Genomic DNA, 18,783 nt, shown 5'->3' with positions numbered 1-18,783 from the left:
AGTCGCCGAGCAGGCGTCGCCGGGATCCGCCGGGTCAGCGGACCTCGGTGATCGTCGGGCCCTGCTCCAGCTGGCCCATGCCGCCGGAGAAGCGGGAGCCCTCCTGGTCCTCGGTCTGCACGCCGTCCGGCACCATCTGGGCGTCGTTCGGCAGCTTCAGCACGATCGGGTCGCGCGGAGCCATCGGGCCGTCGCCGCGCACGATGACGGTCTCCCGGAAGATCTGCTCGAGCACGCCCGCCGACTCGGGGCGCACCGCGCCCTGGCCGGAGATGACGCCCCGCAGGAACCAGCGCGGGCCGTCGACGCCGACGAAGCGGACCAGCTGGGCGCCGGTCTGGCCGTCGGGCATGGGTACGGGCACCTGGGCGCGCAGCTCCCAGCCCAGCGGACCCTCGACCTCGTCGATGATGCCGCCCTGCTGGGTGATGCCCGTGGCGATCTCCTCGCGGACCTCGCCCCAGATGCCTTCCTTCTTGGGCGCCGCGAAGGCCTGCAGCTGTACGGCGCTGTCGCCGAGGACGACCGTCGCGGCGACGATCGCGTCACCGGCGACCTCGACGCGCAGCTCCATGCCCTCGACACCCGGTACGAGAATGCCGCCCAGGTCGACGCGACCCTCCTCCGGCGCACCGGGCACCTCGGAGACGTCCCAGGGGCCGTCGGGCCGCGGGGCGGGCGGCAGATTCACCCTGCGGGGCGCGGAGTCCTGCTCCTCGCCGCCGTCCTGTTCATCGGCAGCCACGCCGTCCACGACCTGCTCGGCCGCGCCGCCGTCCTTGGCGGAGTCGTTCTTCTTGCGACGTCCGAACACGTCACTGTCCTTCCCGGTCGGATACGACCGAAGCGTAGCCATTCCCACCCTGCTGACCAGCGCCGGATCCGGCCACGGCCGCATGACCGCCGGTGGAGCCGAAACCCCCCTCGGCCCGGGCCGAGCCGGGAAGTTCCGCCACCTCGTGGAAGCGCACCTTCTCGACCCTCTGGACAACCAGCTGGGCAATGCGGTCGAAGCGCTCGAACCGGACGCTCTCGCGCGGGTCGAGATTGACCACGATCACCTTGATCTCCCCACGGTACCCGGCATCCACCGTCCCCGGGGCATTCACGAGCGCGAGCCCGCAGCGGGCGGCCAGGCCCGAGCGCGGGTGCACGAAGGCCGCGTACCCGTCGGGCAGGGCGATGGACACGCCCGTGGGCAGTACGGTGCGCTCACCGGGCTCCAGCACGGCCGCCTCGGTGGTCACCAGGTCGCAGCCGGCGTCGCCGGGGTGGCCGTACGCGGGCAGGGGCACCTCGGGGTCGACGCGGCGGATCAGCACGTCGACGGGCGCGTGGTTGTTGTCAGACATCAGGGGTTCACCTCGAAGGCGCGTGCGCGCCTGACCTGGTCCGGGTCGGACATCGCCGCCCGGATCTCCTCGGGCCGACCGTTGTCGATGAAGTGGTCGACCTTCACCTCGATGAAGAGCGCGTCGGCGCGCACGGCGACCGGGCCCCCGGGCCCGCCTATCCGGCCGACCGCGGTGCAGTAGATCTTGCGCCCGGCGACGGCGGTCACCTCGGCCTCCAGGTACAGCACGGTGTCCACGGGCACCGGCCGCACGAAGTCCGTCTCCAGCCGTCCCGTCACCGCGATGACGCGCAGCAGCCAGTTCAGGGAGCCCAGCGTCTCGTCGAGCGCGGTGGCGAGTACGCCGCCGTGGGCGAGACCGGGAGCACCCTGGTGGGCGGGCTTGACGGTGAACTCGGCGGTGACGCGCACGCCCTCACCCGCACGGGCCTCCAGGTGGAGTCCGTGGGGCTGGCCCTCGCCGCAGCCGAAGCAGTGCTCGTAGTGCGCACCGAGCAGCTCGCCGGGTGCCGGGGCGTCGGGGTGCCGGACCGGCGCGGCGGCATCGGCCGGGGGCGTCAACGCTGTGTTTCGTCCACTCACAGGCGCAGACCTTACCCGCGCCGCTACCCGCGGGTCGCCTCGTGGCAGGCTTGGTGCCATGCAGCTCTCCCCCGCGCACCACGACGAACGTCTGACCGCCCCCCGCTCGTGGTGGGCCATCGCCGTACTCATCGGCCTCGCGTGCGCGTTGATGCTGCTGCCGCTGGGCACGCTGCCGCTGCTGGCCGGGCTGGTCGGGGGCACCGCGCTGGCGGGGATGGCGGTGAGTTCGTACGGCTCCGCGCGCGTGCGCGTGGTGAACGGTGCGCTGGCCGCCGGTGAGGCGCGGATCCCGGTGGCGGCCCTGGGCGAGCCCGAGGTGCTGGAGCCGGAGGAGGCGCGCGCCTGGCGCACGTACAAGGCGGATGCCCGCGCCTTCATGCTGCTGCGCAGCTACGTCCCGACGGCGGTGCGCATCCCGATCACCGATCCCGGGGACCCGACCCCGTACGCGTACGTCTCCACCCGCGAGCCGCAGGCCCTGGTCTCGGCGATCCGGTCGGCCAAGGGCTGATCGGCCGGGGGCCGGGGGCCGGACCGGGGGCCGCGCCGCGGGTCAGACCGGGGGCGGGTCGCCGGCCGGGCCTTCGAGAGCGGCCCTGGCGGCCTCGGGAAGAGGCTCGGGAAGGGGCCCGGAGGGCTGCTCAAGGGGCGGGAGCTGCGGCAGCGAGTCCCACGCCACGGCCCGGCTCCGCAGGTCGGCACGGACCTTCTCGGCGAGTTTGCGGGTGTCGCGGCGGTTCATGACCGCACCGACGGCGGCGCCCACCATGAACGGCAGCAGCATCGGCAGGTTGCGGAACGTCCGCTTCATGATCTGTTGGCGCAGTTCGCGCTTCATCTGACCGCCGAGCGCGATGTTCAGCGTCGTCGGCTTCGTCAGGTCCACCCCGCGCTCCTCCGTCCACGCGGTCAGGTAGGCGAGGCTGCGGTCCTTGAGGCTGCCGGGGGCCCGCAGGCCGTACACCTCGTGGAGCTCCGCGATGAGCTTCAGCTCGATCAGTGCGACCCCGGTGACCTCCGCGGCCAGCTCGGCAGGCATCGCGGGCGGCACCGGCAGCATGGCCGCGGCTCCGACGCCCGCGCCCACGGTGGAGGTGCCGTACGAGGCGCCCGCGATCAGCTTGTCGGCAAGCTGATCGGGACCGAGGCCCGGGAACTGCGCGCGCAGGGTCGCGAGGTCCCGAACCGGAACGCGCGGTGCGTTCTCGATGAGGCGGTCCGCGATGTGCAGGACGGCGGCCCTGGCATGTTCGCCGCCCTTGCGCACACCACTCTTGACCGCTTGCAGCCGACGAGCCCCGGACCTGCGCCGGGCCGCCTCGTCGGACTCTGTGGCCGACGGCACCGCCGCGGCGGCGCCGGAGGTCACGCCGGGTACGCCGGGGGCTCCTGGGCCCGTTTCCGGGCCCGTGGCTCCCGCCTGCGTCTCCGCCGGATCACCAGCTTTCCGGAAGCGTCGCTTCCGGAACGGTGTCGAGCCGGTCACGGCCGACGCCTCTCAGTCGCAGTCGCGGCAGATCGGCTGACCGTTCTTCTCTCGTGCCAGCTGGCTGCGGTGGTGCACCAGGAAGCAGCTCATGCAGGTGAACTCATCGGCCTGCTTGGGCAGAACACGGACGGCCAGTTCCTCGTTGGAGAGGTCCGCGCCGGGGAGCTCCATGCCCTCCGCCGCGTCGAAGTCGTCGACGTCGACGCTCGAGGACGACTTCTCGTTGCGCCGGGCCTTCAGCTCTTCAATGCTGTCGTTGTCGACGTCGTCGTCGGTCTTGCGTGGGGTGTCGTAGTCCGTTGCCATTTTTCGCTCTCCCCCTCTGGGATTTAGCGGTGTCTCAGCGCACGTAACGCGCGAGAGGCCGGACTTGTGCCCGACCTGAGGCGGAGATTTTGCCTCACATCAAGGTCTGTTACTCAATCGACACCCAGCCGCACACCTGAAGGAGCGATTGGCTGGGATGACGACCGGGACCGTACACGGTCCGGGGGTCGTCTTGCACAAACGCCACCCCGTGTATTTCCCGCCGTTCGAGGGGCGGGAAACCCGGACTTCCCGGGCTTTCCGGCCCCCTTCGGGGTCACTGAACGCACATGACCCAACACTCGACAATGTGATCGATCACACAGTCATCACGCTCCCACCCTTCGGCCATTCAGCCAACAGCGAACAAACGACGGGACGGCTCAGAGAGGCAAAGTGACACGCATCACGAGGCCACCGCCCTCGCGGGGCGTCGCGGAGATCCGTCCGCCGTGTGCGCGCGCCACAGAGCGCGCGATCGACAGGCCGAGCCCCACACCCTTGTCGCTGCCCGTGCGCTCCGTACGCAGCCGTCTGAAGGGCTCGAAGAGGTTGTCCACCTCGTACGCGGGAACCACGGGACCCGTGTTCGAGACCACGAGGACCGCCTGGCCGTGCTGGGACTCCGTGGTGACCTCGACCCAGCCGTCCTCCGGCACGTTGTACCGGACGGCGTTCTGCACCAGGTTGAGCGCGATCCGCTCCAGCAGGACGCCGTTGCCCTGGACCACGGCCTGGGCCCGCTCGCCGCGGATCTCCACGCCCTTCACCGCCGCCTCCCCGCGCGCCTGGTCGATGGCGCGCGAGGCGACCTCCGCCAGGTCGACGGGTTTGCGCTCGACTATCTGGTTGTCACTGCGCGCCAGCAGCAACAGGCCCTCGACGAGCTGCTCGCTGCGCTCGTTGGTGGCCAGCAGCGTCCTGCCCAGCTGCTGGAGCTCCACCGGCGCACCCGGATCCGACAGGTGCACCTCCAGCAGCGTCCGGTTGATCGCCAGCGGGGTGCGCAGCTCGTGCGAGGCGTTCGCGACGAACCGCTGCTGGGCCGTGAAGGCCCGCTCCAGCCGGTCGAGCATCTCGTCGAAGGTGTCGGCGAGCTCCTTGAGCTCGTCGTCCGGCCCGTCCAGCTCGATCCGCCGGGTCAGGTCGGAGCCGACCACCCGGCGGGCGGTCCGGGTGATCTTGCCGAGCGGCAACAGCACCCGGCCGGCCATGGCGTAGCCGAAGGCGAACGCGATGATGCTGAGGCCGAGCAGGGCCATCAGCGACCGGCTGAGCAGGTCGTCCAGGGCGTGCCTGCGCTGCTCCAGGATGCACGTGTTGATCGAGGCGTTGAACTGGTCGTACATCTGGCCCTTGCCGACCACGCCGGGGCAGGTGCTGGTGACCTGGATGTCCGTGCCGCCCACGATCTTGAACGGCAGTCCGTTGCCCTCGCGCAGCGCCTGCGCCGCCAGCAGGTAGATGATCGACAGCAGCAGGATGCCGGCGATCAGGAACATCCCGCCGTACAGCAGCGTGAGGCGTATGCGGATGGTCGGTCGCAGCCAAGGGAAGGGACCCTCGGGCTGGCCGGGGTCCCAGGTCGGTCTCGGCGGCACCGTCGGTGGTGCCGGGGTCGCCGCCACCCGCGTCAGATCCGGTATCCGGAGCCAGGCACGGTCACGATGACCGGCGGCTCCCCGAGCTTGCGCCGCAGGGTCATGACCGTCACCCGCACCACGTTCGTGAAGGGATCGGTGTTCTCGTCCCATGCCTTCTCCAGCAGCTGCTCGGCGGAGACGACGGTCCCCTCGCTCCGCATGAGAACTTCCAGCACCGCGAACTCCTTGGGCGCCAGCTGTACCTCCTTGCCCTCACGGAACACCTCCCGCCGGTTCGGGTCCAGCTTGATGCCGGCCCGTTCCAGTACGGGGGGCAGGGCCACGGTGGTGCGCCGCCCCAGGGCGCGCACGCGGGCGGTCAGCTCGCTGAACGCGAAGGGCTTGGGCAGGTAGTCGTCCGCGCCCAGTTCCAGGCCCTCCACCCGGTCGCTCACGTCACCGGACGCCGTCAGCATCAGCACGCGGGTGGGCATGCCGAGCTCGACGATCTTCCGGCAGACGTCGTCGCCGTGCACGAGCGGGAGGTCCCGGTCGAGCACGACCACGTCGTAGTCGTTCACCCCGACGCGCTCCAAAGCCGCGGCGCCGTCGTACACGACGTCCACGGCCATGGCCTCCCGGCGCAGCCCGGTGGCCACCGCATCGGCGAGCAGCTGCTCGTCCTCGACGACGAGTACGCGCACGTCGTTTCCTTCCATCGAGCCCTGAGGGCACACGTGTATTGCGTCGTCCATCCTGCACGTTTCAGCCGTAAACCGGCTGTAAGGCGTCGCTCGGGGGCCTGCCCGGGCCGGAAGTGTGGATTCCCTCGTCTCTCGAGGTTTCTGGGCCCAGGGTGCCGGGGAGGACGTGAGCACACCCCAACCACTCCCTGACGGCGGACTGCCACGTGCCGCCGCCGACCCACGAAGAGGGGGCGAACCCACCATGGACGCATTCACCGCGGGTCTCCTGCAGCGCATCCGGGCCACGCAGTCGGACCTCAAGCAGGCCCGTGAGACGGGCGACGACTTCCTCGTGGAAGTGGAGCAGGCGGAACTGGAAGATCTCCAGCGCCTCGCCGCGGAACACGGAGTCCCGGTCTCCGCCTGCTGACCTGCCTTCCTGATCCCGCCAGTCCGACCCGAACCCCGGCGACCGCACGCGGCAGCCGGGGTTCCCTCATGCCCCGGCCCGGCCGCACGGGCCCTGCGGCGGCCGGCCGGGGCAGCCGAGGGCCTCAGTCGTGCCAGGCTCCGGCCTCTTCCAGCAGGGGCTGCAGGGACGCGAACACCGCCGGGGTGGCGGCGAGCGCCAGCTCCCCCGAGGCCGGCCGGCCGGGCCGGCCGCCCGTGAGCGCCCCGGCCTCCCGGGCGATCAGCTCGCCCGCGGCCAGGTCCCAGGGGTTGAGCCCCCGCTCGTAGTACGCGTCCAGCCGCCCGGCGGCCACGTCGCTGAGATCCAGCGCCGCGGAGCCGCCCCGCCGGATGTCCCGCACCTTCGGGATCACCCGCTGCGCGACGTCCGCCTGCTGCTCCTTGCGCGCCTGGAGGTACGCGAATCCGGTCGCGACCAGCGCCTGGTCCAGCGGGGCGGCCGCCCGGCACGCGAGGCGGACCTCCCCCAGCCAGGCCCCGCCCCCGAGTACCGCGTGGTACGTCTCGCCCCGCATCGGGGCCGCCACGACCCCGACGACGGTCGCGCCCTCGTACTCGGCGGCGATCGACACGCTCCAGCTCGGCAGCCCGTACAGGTAGTTGACGGTGCCGTCCAGCGGGTCCACGACCCACCGCACCCCGCTCGTCCCGGGGCTGTCCGCGCCCTCCTCGCCCAGCAGCCCGTCCTCGGGCCGCCGCCGCGCGAGGATGCCGGTGATCAGCTTCTCCGCGGCGATGTCCATCTCGGTCACCACGTCGATCGGGCTGCTCTTCGTCGCCGCCACCGCGAGATCGGCCGGCCTGCCGTCCCTCAGCAGCTCCCCGGCCTGCCGGGCGGCGTCCAGCCCCACGTCCAGCAGTTCGGCCTTCAGCTCTTCGGAGATCACGCTCGCCCTTTCCTAGGCGTACGGGCTGTCGACGCCCGCGGCCGCCGGCCGGGGCCCGCGCGCCGGGCAGCAGCCCACCGCGCACAGATCGTGGCTGGGCCCGAGCAGCCCGAGCGCGCACCGCTCCACCGGCTCGCCCCGCTCCGCCGCGGCGCGCTCCAGCACCAGTTCCCGCACCGCCGCCGCGAACCGCGGGTCGGCCCCGACCGTCGCCGACCGGGCGACCGGAAGCCCGAGCTCCGCCGCCTTCGCCGTGGCCTCCGTGTCGAGGTCGTACAGGACCTCCATGTGGTCCGAGACGAACCCGATCGGGACCATCACCACCGCGGGCGCCCCCGCGCCGTGCAGGGCCTCCAGGTGGTCGCAGACGTCCGGCTCCAGCCACGGGATGTGCGGGGCGCCGCTGCGCGACTGGTAGACGAGCTCCCAGGGCAGCTCCGTGCCCGTCTCGGCCCGCACCGCGTCCGCGATCAGCTGCGCGACGTCCAGGTGCTGCTTGACGTAGGCCCCGCCCTCGCCGTCGCCGGTGTGCTCCTCGACCGGGCCGGAGGTGTCGGCGGCCGCGGTGGGGATCGAATGCGTGGTGAAGGCGAGGTGCGCGCCGGCGCGCACCTCCTGCGGCAGCGACTCCAGTGCGGCGAGCACCCCGTCGATCATCGGCTGCACGAAGCCGGGGTGGTTGAAGTAGTGCCGCAGCTTGTCGACCCTCGGCAGCTCGGCGACGCCCTCCTCGGCCAGTGCCGCCAGCGCGTCCGCGAGGTTCTCGCGGTACTGGCGGCAGCCCGAGTACGAGGCGTACGCGCTGGTCGCGAGCACCGCGATCCGGCGGCGCCCGTCGGCGGTCATCTCCCGCATCACGTCGGTGAGGTACGGGGCCCAGTTCCGGTTGCCCCAGTACACGGGCAGGTCCAGTCCGTGGTCGGCGAAGTCCTTGCGCAGGGCGTCCAGCAGCTCGCGGTTCTGCCCGTTGATCGGGCTGACCCCGCCGAAGCCGAAGTAGTGCTGCCCGACCTCCTTGAGCCGCTCGCGCGGGATGCCGCGCCCGCGCGTGACGTTCTCCAGGAACGGCACGACGTCGTCGGGCCCCTCGGGGCCGCCGAAGGAGAGCAGCAGGAGGGCGTCGTAGGGGCCGGCGAGGCCTTCGGCCGAGGGCGGGGCGGCGGCGCGGAGCTGGTCTGACATGGTCCGAATCCTGCCACCCGGCGTCCTCGCCGGGGAACCGGACCGGCCACGCGTCCCGCACCGCGACACGGGTAAGGTAACCCTAAGTTTCGATGTTCGAATCTTCCCCGTGCGGGTGCCCTGTCGGCGGTCGTAACCTGTATGGGCCAATGACGTCCCTTACGGAGAGACCTTGCCCAGTCCCTACCGCGCGATCTTCGCAGCGCCCGGCACCAAGGCCTTCAGCGCCGCCGGCCTCATAGGCCGGCTGCCGATATCCATGGTGGGCGTCGGCATCCTCACGATGATCTCGGAGATCACCGGGCGCTACGCGATGGCCAGCGCCCTCACCGGCACCCTGGCCCTGGCCGCCGCTTTCATCGGCCCGCAGGTGTCCCGGCTGGTGGACCAGTACGGGCAGCGGCGGGTGCTGCGCCCCGCGACCCTCATCTCCGTCGCCTCCGTCATCGCCCTGGTGCTGGCCGCGGCGAACGGACTCCCCGACTGGACCCTCTTCGTCTTCGCGGCCGTCGCGGGCTGCGTGCCGAGCGTCGGCTCGATGGTCCGCGCCCGCTGGACCGTGCTCTACCGCGACGCGCCGCGCGAGCTGCACACCGCGTACTCCTTCGAGTCCGTGGTGGACGAGGTCTGCTTCATCTTCGGCCCGATCCTGGCGATCGGACTGTCCACCACCTGGTTCCCTGAAGCCGGACCGGTGATCGCGGCCGGCTGTCTGCTCGTCGGCGTCTGGCTGCTCACCGCGCAGCGCTCCACCGAGCCGGCGCCGCATCCGCGCAGCCAGGACGGCGACCGGACCTCCGCCCTGCGCTCCCCCGGCCTGCAGGTGCTGACGGCCACGTTCGTGGCGACCGGCGCGATCTTCGGGTCCATCGACGTGTCCACCCTGGCCTTCGCCGAGGAGCAGGGCCAGAAGTCCGCCGCCAGTTTCATCCTGGCCATCTGGGCGGCCGGATCCTGTCTGGCCGGCATCGTCTTCGGCCTGCTGCACCTCAAGGGCCGGACCGAACGCAGGTGGGTACTGGGCATCTGTGCGATGGCCGTGAGTATGATCCCCCTCCTACTGGCCGGGAACCTTCCGTTTCTGGCCGTGGCGCTCTTCGTCTCGGGCCTCGCCATCGCTCCCACGATGATCACCACGATGGCCCTGATCGAGGCGCACGTACCACGCGCGAAGCTCACCGAGGGCATGACGTGGATCACCACCGGCCTCGCCGTCGGTATCGCGGTCGGCTCATCCGTGACCGGTCTGGTCATCGACTCGGCCGGGGCTCAGCGCGGGTTCGTCGTCTCGGTCTCGGCGGGGACCGCCGCGGCGGCGGTGGCGTTCGCGGGTTACCGCCGGCTGACGAGGCCGGCGCAAGGGGAGGAGCCCTCTAGCGATGGGGACGGCGACAGCAGCAGGGAAGAACGGGCCGGCGACAGCGGGCGCGTGGCATAACTGGGCGGGCAACGTCACGGCGGCACCCGCCCGGGTGGTGACCCCGGCATCGGTCGGGGAGCTTCAGGAGGCGGTCCGCCGGGCCGCCGAGGACGGGCTCAAGGTGAAGGCGGTCGGCACCGGCCACTCCTTCACCGCGGCCGCCGCCACCGACGGGGTGCTCGTACGTCCGCAGGCGCTGGCCGGGATCCGGGAGATCGACCGGGCCGCCGGCACCGTGACGGTGGCCGCGGGCACGGTGCTCAAGGACCTCAACCAGGCCCTGGCCCGGGAGGGCCTGTCGCTCACGAACATGGGCGACATCATGGAGCAGACGGTCTCCGGCGCCACCAGCACCGGAACCCACGGCACCGGCCGGGACTCCGCCTCCATCGCCGCCCAGATCCGCGGCCTGGAGCTGGTCACGGCGGACGGGCGGCTGCTGACGTGCTCGGAGAAGGGGGACGACGAGGAACGCGCGGTCTTCGCGGCGGCCCGGATCGGCATCGGAGCCCTCGGCATCGTCACGGCGATCACCTTCGCGGTGGAGCCGATCTTCTTCCTGACCGCCCGTGAGGAGCCCATGGGCTTCGACCGGGTGACCGCCGAGTTCGATCAGCACTTCGCCGAGAACGAGCACTTCGAGTTCTACTGGTTCCCGCACACCGGCAACTGCAACACCAAGCGCAACAACCGCAGCCAGGGCCCCGCCGCCCCGCCCGGAGCGGTGAGCGCCTGGGTCGAGGACGAGCTGCTGTCCAACGGCGTCTTCCAGGCCGTCAACTCGCTGGGCCGCGCGGTCCCCGCGGCCATCCCCTCCATCGCCCGGATCGCGAGCCGCGCCCTGTCCGCGCGCACCTACACGGACATCCCGTACAAGGTGTTCACCAGCCCGCGCCGGGTGCGCTTCGTGGAGATGGAGTACGCACTCCCGCGCGAGCAGGTCGTCGAGGCGCTGCGGGAGCTCAGGACGACGGTCGACCGTTCCGGGCTGCGGATCAGCTTCCCGGTGGAGGTGCGCACCGCCCCGGCGGACGACATAACGCTGTCGACGGCCTCGGGGCGGGAGACCGCGTACATCGCGGTGCACATGTACAAGGGCACGCCGTACCAGGCCTACTTCACGGCCGCCGAGCGGATCTTCACGGCGCACGGCGGACGGCCGCACTGGGGCAAGGTGCACACGCGCGACGCGGAGTACTTCTCCCGGGTCTACCCGCGCTTCGGCGAGTTCACCGCGCTGCGGGACCGGCTGGACCCGGAGCGGCTGTTCGGCAACGACTACCTGCGGCGGGTGCTGGGCGAGTAGCCCCCGGCCGGCGCTCAGGGGGAGTCCTGCTGCCCCTTTGCGCTCGGGCTGGGCGTGGGTGTGGGCGTCGGGGTCGGGGTGGGCTTCGGGCTCGGCGTCGGCGTTGGCGGGCTCGGACTCGGCGCCGGGCCCCCGGAGTCCGGGCCCGGGGAGCCCGCAGAGTCCGGGGACGACGGCTCGGGGCCGGGGCTCGCGCCCGGGCCCCGGCCGCCGTGCGGAGCCGAAGGGCCCGGGGAGGTTCCGGACTCCGGGACTGCGCCGCCCTTCCCGCCGGTGCCGGGTCCCTTCCCCGGGCCGGCGGGCCGTTCGTCGTTCACCTTGCGCGTGCCGCCGGACCAGATGGTTCCGCCGCCCTGGCTGATCGCCGTACCGGAGAAGGCCTCGTACGCGCCGAGGCCGCCGAGCGCGATGGCGAAGGCCGTGCCCGAGGCCACCGCCGTGCGCTTCCAGCCCCTTACCCGGGTGCCGTGCACGGTGGCCTCGCCGAACTCCCCGGAGGGCGGGACCGCGCGGAGCGGCGGGGTACCGTCGGCCGCCTTCTCCTCGCGGGGCAGCGGGACCTGACGGGCTCTGGGACGGGCGCTCTCGCGCAGCTGGTCGCCGGTGCGCTTGAAGAGGTGCTGGATGACGGGGCCGCCGGCGGTGGCCACCACGCTCACCACGCCGGCGCCGAGGATGGTCCCGTAGACGCCGAGCTTCGAGGCCAGCAGTGCCGCCGCGACGGTGGCGAGGGAGGAGCCCGCGATCTGGGCCACGCTCAGATCGAGCTTCTTCTTTTCCGTCCCGCCCGTCCCGTCCGGCCCATCCGTCCCGGACCCCGGTTCGACTTCCGGCGCGGCCTTCCGACCCATCCTCATCCCCTGTGTGTGCTGCCTCTCGCGACATCTCGCGCTTCACCGCTCTCAGCAGTTACCGACCGCCGAGCGAAACAGATGGTTCCGTTTCTGGGGATTCTGTGAAGCAAGACACCCGAAAACGGGCGCGGTCGCAGGTCCGGCCCGATTCGGGGCAGCCCAACTCCCGCCGCCCGCGACAAGTTCGGCGGCGCGGCGGTCCACCCAGGTGGCCCGAATGGAGTACTGTGGCGAGCCCTGGGGCCGTCCTTCCTTACGGATGTCCGGACTCGGGAGAGGGGGCCGGCTGATGGAGAAACGGCACTCGAGACCGGTGATCCCGCGGCATTGCACGGATTCCTGCTGCGCACAGTAACCGTTCGGTCACTGTGCGTGCCCAACAGGTAACCGTGCCATAACGGCGATCAAGGGCGCATGCCCGACACGCCGGTTGAACTCGGCAAGGTTGTGGCAGGCTGCACCCGGGCAGGCCACACTCGACTAGCGGAAGCAGCGACGCACGTGACGTCGGCAGGCACCACCCGGGAGGTCCCCATGCCCGAACTGCGTGTCGTGGCCGTCTCAAATGACGGCACACGACTGGTGCTCAAGGCTGCGGACAGCACGGAGTACACGCTTCCGATCGACGAGCGGCTGCGGGCTGCCGTGCGCAACGACCGCGCGCGCCTGAACCAGATCGAGATCGAGGTGGAGAGCCACCTCCGCCCCCGCGACATCCAGGCCCGCATACGAGCCGGCGCCTCCGCCGAGGAGGTCGCTCAGCTCGCCGGCATCCCCGTCGACCGCGTACGCCGCTTCGAGGGCCCGGTGCTGGCCGAGCGCGCGTTCATGGCGGAGCGGGCCCGCAAGACCCCCGTTCGCCGTCCCGGCGAGAACACCGGGCCCCAGCTCGGCGAGGCCGTGCAGGAGCGGCTGCTGCTGCGCGGGGCCGACAAGGAGTCCGTCCAGTGGGACTCCTGGCGCCGCGACGACGGCACCTGGGAGGTCCTGCTGGTCTACCGGGTCGCGAGCGAACCGCACTCGGCCAGCTGGACGTACGACCCGCCGCGCCGGCTGGTCGTGGCCGTGGACGACGAGGCCCGCTCCCTGATCGGCGAGGCGGACGACCTGCCGGCGACGCCGGAGCCGAGCTTTCCGTTCGTGCCGAGGATCGCGCGGCTGCCGCGGGACCGGCCGCTGGACCGCGCCCTGGACCGCCAGCTGGAACGCCCGGTCGCCCCGGCTCCGGAGCCGGAGGAGGAACGGGACACGCTGACGAGCCTGCTGGAAGCGGTACCGAGCTTCCGCGGCGACCTGGTGGTCCCGGAACGCCCCGAGCCCCCGGTGGAGGAGCCGGAGGCGGAGGAGCCCCCGGCGGCTTCGGCGAGCGCCGGTGCGGGTGCCGCGTACGCGGACGTCCTGATGCCGCGCACGGTGGCGGGCCACCGCGACCGCCTGACGGGCACCACGGACCGCCAGGCGGAAGCCGACGGCGTCCGCCCGGGCCGCCGCGCGGCGGTCCCGAGCTGGGACGAAATCGTCTTCGGCACCCGCCGCAAGAAACAGGAGTAGCGAACCGGCCCCGCCACGCTCGAGGCGCGGGGCCGCACTCCGCCGGCCCGGCTGCGCCGCCGCTGCGCGAGCGATCCCGGGCTGCGCCCGGCTTCCCGGGGCTCCGCCCCGGACCCCGCGCCTCGAACGCCGCGGGGCCGGATTACTGCGGGTCCGGGCCAGTGGCCACCGGGCGGGTCGGGTCCGCGGACCATTCCGACCAGCTGCCCGCGTACAGGGCGGCCGGAACCCCCGCCACCTCGAGCGCCAGCACCTCGTGCGCGCCCGAGACCCCCGAGCCGCAGTACACCCCGACCGGCGCCCCGCCCGAGACGCCCAGCCCGGCGAACCTCGCCCGCAGCGCCTCCGCCGCCAGGAACCGCCCGTCGGCGCCCACGTTCTCCGTCGTCGGCGCCGACACCGCGCCCGGAATGTGCCCGCCGATCCGGTCGATCGGCTCGACCTCGCCCCGGTACCGCTCCCCCGCCCGCGCGTCCAGCAGGATCCCGCTCCGCGCGAGCGCCGCCGCGGCGTCCGCGTCCAGCAGCCCCGCCGCCCCCGGGTTTGGCTTGAAATCGCCCTCCTCGGCGGTCACCGCGTCAGCCGTCACCGGCCCGCCCCCTGCCGTCCACGCGGCCAGTCCCCCGTCCAGGACCCGCACGTCCGTGTGACCCGTCCAGCGCAACAGCCACCACGCCCGGGCGGCGGCCCACCCCTGCCCCCCGTCGTACACGACCACCGGCACGTCAGCCGAGACTCCGGCCCTGCGCATCACCGCCCCGAACTCCTCCGGCTGCGGCAGCGGGTGGCGGCCGCCCGCCCCCGGCGGACCTGCCAGTTCGCGGTCGAGGTCCACGTACACCGCACCCGGCAGGTGCCCGGCCTCGTACTCGGAGCGCAGGTTCGGGCCGCCCAGCTGCCAGCGGACGTCCAGCAGCGCCGGCGGCCGGGAACCGGCCAGCTCGGCCATCAGTTCGGGGACGGAAACGATCACGGAGGGTGCAGGGTTCGCAGTCATGCGGCCCATCTTCCTCCCCGCTCCACAGCCCGTGTAACAAGCCCGACATCGACAGGCCGCACCGATTCGGTCATCTCTCCCCGCTCCGGCGAAACCCGGCCGGTCGGGGCGCGCCGGACACCCCGGAGTGGAAGCATCTGGTCCGGGATGAGCGACGACGGAGGAGACGGCTGACATGACCGAGGCACCGGAAGCAACGCGGCGCCCGCCCGGCACACCGTGCTGGTCGAGTCTGATGGTGCACGGCCTCGGGACCACCGAGGCCTTCTACACCGACCTGTTCGGCTGGGAGTACGAGCCCGGCCCCCAGCCCTTCGGCCCGTACGTCCGCGCCCTGCTCGACGGCCAGGAGGTGGCCGGCATCGGGGAGATGCCGCCGGACCGGCATCTCCCGGTGGCCTGGACGACGTACTTCGCCACCGACGACGCGGACTCGACGGCCGAGACGATCCGCTCCTGCGGCGGCACGGTGGCGGTGGGCCCGCTGGACGCGGGCGCCGCGGGACGCCTGGCGATCTGTTCCGACCCGCTGGGGGCGATCTTCGGCCTCTGGCAGGCCGAGGAGCAGATCGGGACCCGGCAGCCGGGGGTCCCCGGCACCCCGGTCTGGAGCGAGCTGGTCACGCAGGACACGTCGACCGTCGGCAAGTTCTACGAGCACGTCTTCGGCCACGAGGCCGAGACGCACGGCACGGCCTCAGCCGACTTCGACTACGTGACGCTGCTGCTGGACGGGCGTCCGGTCGCCGCCGTGCACGGGGTCGGGCGTTCGCTCCCGCACGACCGGGGCCCGCACTGGATGACGTACTTCGAGGTCGAGGACGCCGACACGGCCGCGGCCCGGGTCCAGCGGCTCGGCGGGCGTATCGTCCAGCCGCCCCGCGAGGGGCTGACCGGCAGAGTGTCCACGGTCACCGATCCGGAGGGCGCGGTGTTCACCCTCCTGGAGTCGCGTCCCGGAAACGGCCACTGACCTGCGGCCCTCGTCGTGACTGCTACGAGGGCTCGGCCTCGGACAGGTGCATCAGCGCCTGGGCGGCCAGGCGATAGCCGAAAGCGCCCAGGCCGACGACGACACCGCTCGCCAGCGGGGCGATCACCGACTCGTGCCGGAACTGTTCGCGGGCCCATACGTTGCTGAGGTGCACCTCGACCCACGGCGGTGCATAACTCGCCAGCGCGTCACGCAGACTCCATCCGGCAATCATCAGGGCGCCGGGATTGACGATTGCCCCGACCGTGGTGTCGGAATGCCTGTGAATGGCGCCGACGAGATCGCCTTCCGAGTCGTGCTGGACGGAGAGAACCTCCCACCCCTTGACGCTCACCTCCCGGGCGACCGCCGCTTCGATGTCGGCGAGCGTGTCCGTGCCGTATATCTCCGGCTCGCGCCGCCCCAGAATGCCCAGGTTGGGACCGTTCAAGAGAAGAACGACACTCAAGGGGACACCTCGCTATTCATTCCACCGGATTATTCCGGAACGCCTCCATACTGCCGATGCCCTTCTCGGTGCGCCATCATCAGAATTGATAGTCCCGTCGGGCGTGCGGGCGATCGTCGCCTGGCGGGCGGTGCTTCCACCCGGCGGCCGCCGGGCCGGGCCTCGCCGAGGGCGGCAGCAAGAGGACCGCTGGGGACCGGCTCGATACCGCGCGCGCCCGGTTCGACGGCGATCCGCCGGGCCGTGGACGCGAGAGCCCGTGGTGGGCGGCGGCCTCCCCGTCCGGCCAGGCCGCCCGGCCCTCGCGAACCGAACTTCGCCCTTCCGGCAGCGGTCTTGATCTGCACTAGAGCCCGGCTGGAGCACTCGGTCCCCCGGGGGCCCGGTGCTGAATCATGACCGGCACGTCCACCGCCACCACTCGGACGAAGCGGCGCGACTGATGATCCGATGACAGGAGATGTGATGCTCGACTCTCTGATTCGCCTGCAGACGCCCCCGGTTTTTTCCGTCATGCGCACCTGCGACGGCAACTCTTGCGAGACGGTCAGGTTGTCCGAGCTCTCGTTTTCCGCCTGGTCGCGCGGCGAACTCGTAGAGGCAATCCGCTTGGCGGCCGCAGCCGCCCGGATCAACCCTGAATGCGCGGACAATTGTGTGGGGCCGGCCATGGTCTGGCATTCCGTACTGCTCGTCCGAGTCCGCGAGCTTGCATCCGGGGCGCGTGTACTCGCCGGTGTGGAGGAGCTGACGGCCCGCGCTGCAGGAACCGGCGGACTCGTGGCGGCCGCGCTGATCTGTTCGGCGGAACTCGCGTTCACCCGGGGAGATGTCGACTCCGCTGCCGATCTGGCGGGCCGGGGCGTCCGCAGGGCGCAGCAGGCCGACCTCAACTCCCTGCTTCCCGACGCGCACACCATGCTGGCGCTGAGCGCTCTCCGGCAGGGCAACATGAGCGTCAGCCTGGACTTCGTCGATCAGCTGCGGCAGGACGCCCTTCTCGGCCGGACGGTCGACAGGCCCAGTCAGTGCGCCTGGGCCGCGGCCCAGTTCCTGGAAGTGCAGGGTGGCGCGAAGACCGCTGCTCATCTCATCGCGGGCATCATCACGGACGACCAGCTCATCCTGGAGCTCCTGGCCTCGCAGCCGGCCGCTGCCGCCTGGCTCGTCCGGACCGCGCGCAAGCTCGGCGACGAATCCCTCGCCGAGCGGGTGGTCTCCGAGGCCGCCGGGCTCGCCGCGCGCAACCGCGGGCTCCGGTCGATAGAAGCGGCGGCGGTACACGCCGACGGGCTGCTGGAAGAGAATCCCGAACAGGTCATCGCCGCGGCCGAATCGCATCTGGACCTGTGGGCCGGTGCCTCCGCCTACGAGGATGCCGGGACCCTCCTCTCCGAACTGGACCAGGAGCGGGATCGGGCCGTCGAGATCCTCGAACGGGCGGTGGACGGGTATGCGCGTTCCGCGGCCCCGCGGGATGCCCGCAGGGTCGTGAGCAAGCTCCGCTCGCTCGGTGTGCGACGTGGCCGCTATCCGCAGTACGCCGGCCAGGACGGTGTGAGCGCCGGCTCCCTCACCGTCACCGAGGCCGCGGTGGCCGAGCTGGTCAGCCAGGGGTTCACCAACTCCCAGGTCGGCGAGCACCTGTTCATCTCCGGTCACACCGTGGCGTTCCATCTGAAGAAGATCTTCCGCAAGATGAACGTGGCTTCTCGTGTGGAACTGACGCGGACGTGGAGCCGTATTGCGAGTCCGGCTCCTGAGCTCGCACAGGTTGGCTGACGTCCGGCGGTGATCACCCGGTCACCCGGCCTCCACGGGCAGTATCCGGCGCAGCCTTCCCGGCGGATCCTGGCGCGTGCGCCACTCGCGGGGATATCCCACGGACACCTCCTCGAAGCGGACGCCCTCGTGGTACGTGGTCCGCGGGATGTGGAGATGGCCGTAGACCATGGCGGCCACGTTGAACCTGCGGTGCCAGTCGGCGGTCAGCCGGGTGCCGCACCACATGGCGAACTCCGGGTACCACAGGACGTCCGTCGGGTGCCGGTCGAGCGGGTAGTGGTTGACGAGGACGGTGGGCAGGCCGTCGGGGAGTTCGGCGAGCCTGCGCTCGGTCTCGGCCACCCGGGCCCGGCACCAGGCCTCGCGGCTCGGGTAGGGGTCGGGGTGCAGGACGTACTCGTCGTTGCAGATGACTCCGGTGCTGTGCGCGTAGGCCAGTCCCTCCTCCTTGGTGGTGCAATCCGCCGGCAGGAAGGAGTAGTCGTACAGCAGGAACAGCGGCGCCACGGCCACGGGGCCGTCCGGCCCCTCCCAGATCGGGTAGGGGTCCTCGGGCGTTGTGACGCCCAGTTCGCGGCACAGCTCGACCAGGTGCTCGTAGCGGGCGACACCGCGCAGGGTGAGCGTGTCGCTCGGGTGGGTCCACAGCTCGTGGTTGCCGGGGACCCAGACGACCTTGCGGAAACGGCTCGCGAGGGTCTTCAGGCACCAGCGGATGTCGGCCGCGTTCTCCGCCACGTCCCCGGCTACCAGCAGCCAGTCGTCCTCCGAGCCGGGTTTCATCTGCTCGACCAGGGCACGGTTCTCGGCGTAGTTGAGGTGGAGGTCGCTGATGGCCAGCAATTGCCCCGTACCCGTACCGCCGGCCTTCCCGGTCATCCCTCG

20 protein-coding genes are annotated in these 18,783 nt (G+C 71.8%); 7 read left to right on the top strand and 13 right to left on the bottom strand.

From position 1 onward, the window contains the following. Positions 1–34: 34 nt before the first annotated feature. From ACZ5WG_RS28655 to ACZ5WG_RS28645, 3 genes are read right to left on the bottom strand one after another with little or no spacing between them, the layout of a single operon-like run. Positions 35–814, bottom strand: coding sequence for a DUF3710 domain-containing protein (locus tag ACZ5WG_RS28655; protein WP_030293862.1), 780 nt, complete (start codon positions 812–814; stop codon positions 35–37). A gap of 1 nt (position 815) precedes the next feature. Beyond that, positions 816–1,352 (bottom strand): dUTP diphosphatase, encoded by a 537-nt coding sequence (gene dut / locus ACZ5WG_RS28650; protein ID WP_383509285.1) that lies wholly within the window; start codon positions 1,350–1,352, stop codon positions 816–818. Then, the gene (locus ACZ5WG_RS28645) at positions 1,352–1,936 is read right to left on the bottom strand and encodes a PaaI family thioesterase (RefSeq protein WP_468726882.1); all 585 of its coding nucleotides are present in this window, start codon (positions 1,934–1,936) and stop codon (positions 1,352–1,354) included. Before ACZ5WG_RS28645 ends, dut begins: the two co-directional genes overlap by 1 nt. A 58-nt stretch (positions 1,937–1,994) precedes the next feature. Between ACZ5WG_RS28645 and ACZ5WG_RS28640 the strand changes: the two genes are divergently transcribed. Then, complete coding sequence (locus ACZ5WG_RS28640; RefSeq protein ID WP_468726881.1) at positions 1,995–2,450, top strand: DUF3093 domain-containing protein; 456 nt, start codon at positions 1,995–1,997, stop codon at positions 2,448–2,450. Between the two features lie 42 nt (positions 2,451–2,492). Here ACZ5WG_RS28640 and ACZ5WG_RS28635 read toward each other — a convergent pair whose 3' ends face one another. The 4 genes from ACZ5WG_RS28635 to ACZ5WG_RS28620 form a co-directional block, all read right to left on the bottom strand. Further along, positions 2,493–3,425, bottom strand: coding sequence for a hypothetical protein (locus tag ACZ5WG_RS28635; RefSeq protein WP_468726879.1), 933 nt, complete (start codon positions 3,423–3,425; stop codon positions 2,493–2,495). A 12-nt stretch (positions 3,426–3,437) separates the two neighbouring features. Further along, positions 3,438–3,734 carry a DUF4193 domain-containing protein gene (locus ACZ5WG_RS28630; protein ID WP_030154344.1) on the bottom strand — a complete coding sequence of 99 codons (297 nt, stop codon included), beginning with the start codon at positions 3,732–3,734 and terminating at the stop codon, positions 3,438–3,440. A 383-nt stretch (positions 3,735–4,117) separates the two neighbouring features. After that, positions 4,118–5,362, bottom strand: a complete 1,245-nt coding sequence (locus ACZ5WG_RS28625; protein WP_468726878.1) for a sensor histidine kinase — start codon at positions 5,360–5,362, stop codon at positions 4,118–4,120. A 5-nt stretch (positions 5,363–5,367) separates the two neighbouring features. Next, positions 5,368–6,021: a response regulator transcription factor gene (locus ACZ5WG_RS28620; RefSeq protein ID WP_243631034.1), complete on the bottom strand. Its 654-nt coding sequence runs from the start codon at positions 6,019–6,021 to the stop codon at positions 5,368–5,370. A gap of 244 nt (positions 6,022–6,265) precedes the next feature. Between ACZ5WG_RS28620 and ACZ5WG_RS28615 the strand changes: the two genes are divergently transcribed. Continuing rightward, the gene (locus ACZ5WG_RS28615) at positions 6,266–6,433 is read left to right on the top strand and encodes a hypothetical protein (RefSeq protein WP_383509303.1); all 168 of its coding nucleotides are present in this window, start codon (positions 6,266–6,268) and stop codon (positions 6,431–6,433) included. Positions 6,434–6,557: 124 nt separating this feature from the next. Here ACZ5WG_RS28615 and ACZ5WG_RS28610 read toward each other — a convergent pair whose 3' ends face one another. After that, positions 6,558–7,361 carry an inositol monophosphatase family protein gene (locus ACZ5WG_RS28610; protein WP_468726877.1) on the bottom strand — a complete coding sequence of 268 codons (804 nt, stop codon included), beginning with the start codon at positions 7,359–7,361 and terminating at the stop codon, positions 6,558–6,560. A gap of 12 nt (positions 7,362–7,373) precedes the next feature. After that, positions 7,374–8,543, bottom strand: coding sequence for a ferrochelatase (locus ACZ5WG_RS28605; RefSeq protein ID WP_468726875.1), 1,170 nt, complete (start codon positions 8,541–8,543; stop codon positions 7,374–7,376). Positions 8,544–8,715: 172 nt separating this feature from the next. Here ACZ5WG_RS28605 and ACZ5WG_RS28600 point away from each other — a divergent pair, with 172 nt between their 5' ends. Both ACZ5WG_RS28600 and ACZ5WG_RS28595 read left to right on the top strand, forming a co-directional pair. Next, complete coding sequence (locus ACZ5WG_RS28600) at positions 8,716–9,981, top strand: MFS transporter (protein ID WP_468726874.1); 1,266 nt, start codon at positions 8,716–8,718, stop codon at positions 9,979–9,981. Then, the gene (locus tag ACZ5WG_RS28595; RefSeq protein ID WP_468726873.1) at positions 9,923–11,269 is read left to right on the top strand and encodes a D-arabinono-1,4-lactone oxidase; all 1,347 of its coding nucleotides are present in this window, start codon (positions 9,923–9,925) and stop codon (positions 11,267–11,269) included. The genes ACZ5WG_RS28600 and ACZ5WG_RS28595 overlap by 59 nt, the downstream gene beginning before the upstream one ends. A 14-nt stretch (positions 11,270–11,283) precedes the next feature. Here ACZ5WG_RS28595 and ACZ5WG_RS28590 read toward each other — a convergent pair whose 3' ends face one another. Next, on the bottom strand, positions 11,284–12,126 hold the full coding sequence (locus ACZ5WG_RS28590; protein WP_468726872.1) for a hypothetical protein: 843 nt from the start codon (positions 12,124–12,126) through the stop codon (positions 11,284–11,286). A gap of 531 nt (positions 12,127–12,657) precedes the next feature. Here ACZ5WG_RS28590 and sepH point away from each other — a divergent pair. Beyond that, positions 12,658–13,674 (top strand): septation protein SepH, encoded by a 1,017-nt coding sequence (sepH, locus tag ACZ5WG_RS28585; RefSeq protein ID WP_468726871.1) that lies wholly within the window; start codon positions 12,658–12,660, stop codon positions 13,672–13,674. Between the two features lie 142 nt (positions 13,675–13,816). Here sepH and ACZ5WG_RS28580 read toward each other — a convergent pair whose 3' ends face one another. Beyond that, entirely contained in the window at positions 13,817–14,671 is an 855-nt protein-coding gene (locus ACZ5WG_RS28580) for a sulfurtransferase (protein WP_468726870.1), read from the bottom strand. 175 nt (positions 14,672–14,846) lie between these two features. On the opposite strand from ACZ5WG_RS28580, the gene ACZ5WG_RS28575 reads away from it, so the two are divergent. Further along, positions 14,847–15,644, top strand: a complete 798-nt coding sequence (locus ACZ5WG_RS28575; RefSeq protein WP_468726869.1) for a VOC family protein — start codon at positions 14,847–14,849, stop codon at positions 15,642–15,644. Positions 15,645–15,666: 22 nt separating this feature from the next. On the opposite strand, the gene ACZ5WG_RS28570 is transcribed toward ACZ5WG_RS28575, so the two are convergent. Further along, a complete protein-coding gene (locus tag ACZ5WG_RS28570) occupies positions 15,667–16,113 on the bottom strand; it encodes a type II 3-dehydroquinate dehydratase (protein ID WP_468726867.1) in 447 nt (148 codons plus the stop codon). Positions 16,114–16,782: 669 nt separating this feature from the next. Here ACZ5WG_RS28570 and ACZ5WG_RS28565 point away from each other — a divergent pair. Next, positions 16,783–17,895, top strand: coding sequence for a LuxR C-terminal-related transcriptional regulator (locus ACZ5WG_RS28565; protein WP_468726866.1), 1,113 nt, complete (start codon positions 16,783–16,785; stop codon positions 17,893–17,895). A gap of 21 nt (positions 17,896–17,916) precedes the next feature. Here the strand turns inward: ACZ5WG_RS28565 and ACZ5WG_RS28560 are convergent, their stop codons facing one another. Next, positions 17,917–18,777, bottom strand: a complete 861-nt coding sequence (locus ACZ5WG_RS28560) for a metallophosphoesterase family protein (protein WP_468726864.1) — start codon at positions 18,775–18,777, stop codon at positions 17,917–17,919. Positions 18,778–18,783: the final 6 nt, after the last annotated feature.

It is taken from the genome of Streptomyces sp. NPDC032745 (assembly GCF_055579465.1).
Note: the sequence above shows the minus strand (reverse complement) of the source record. Positions and strands in the feature narration are given on the sequence as shown.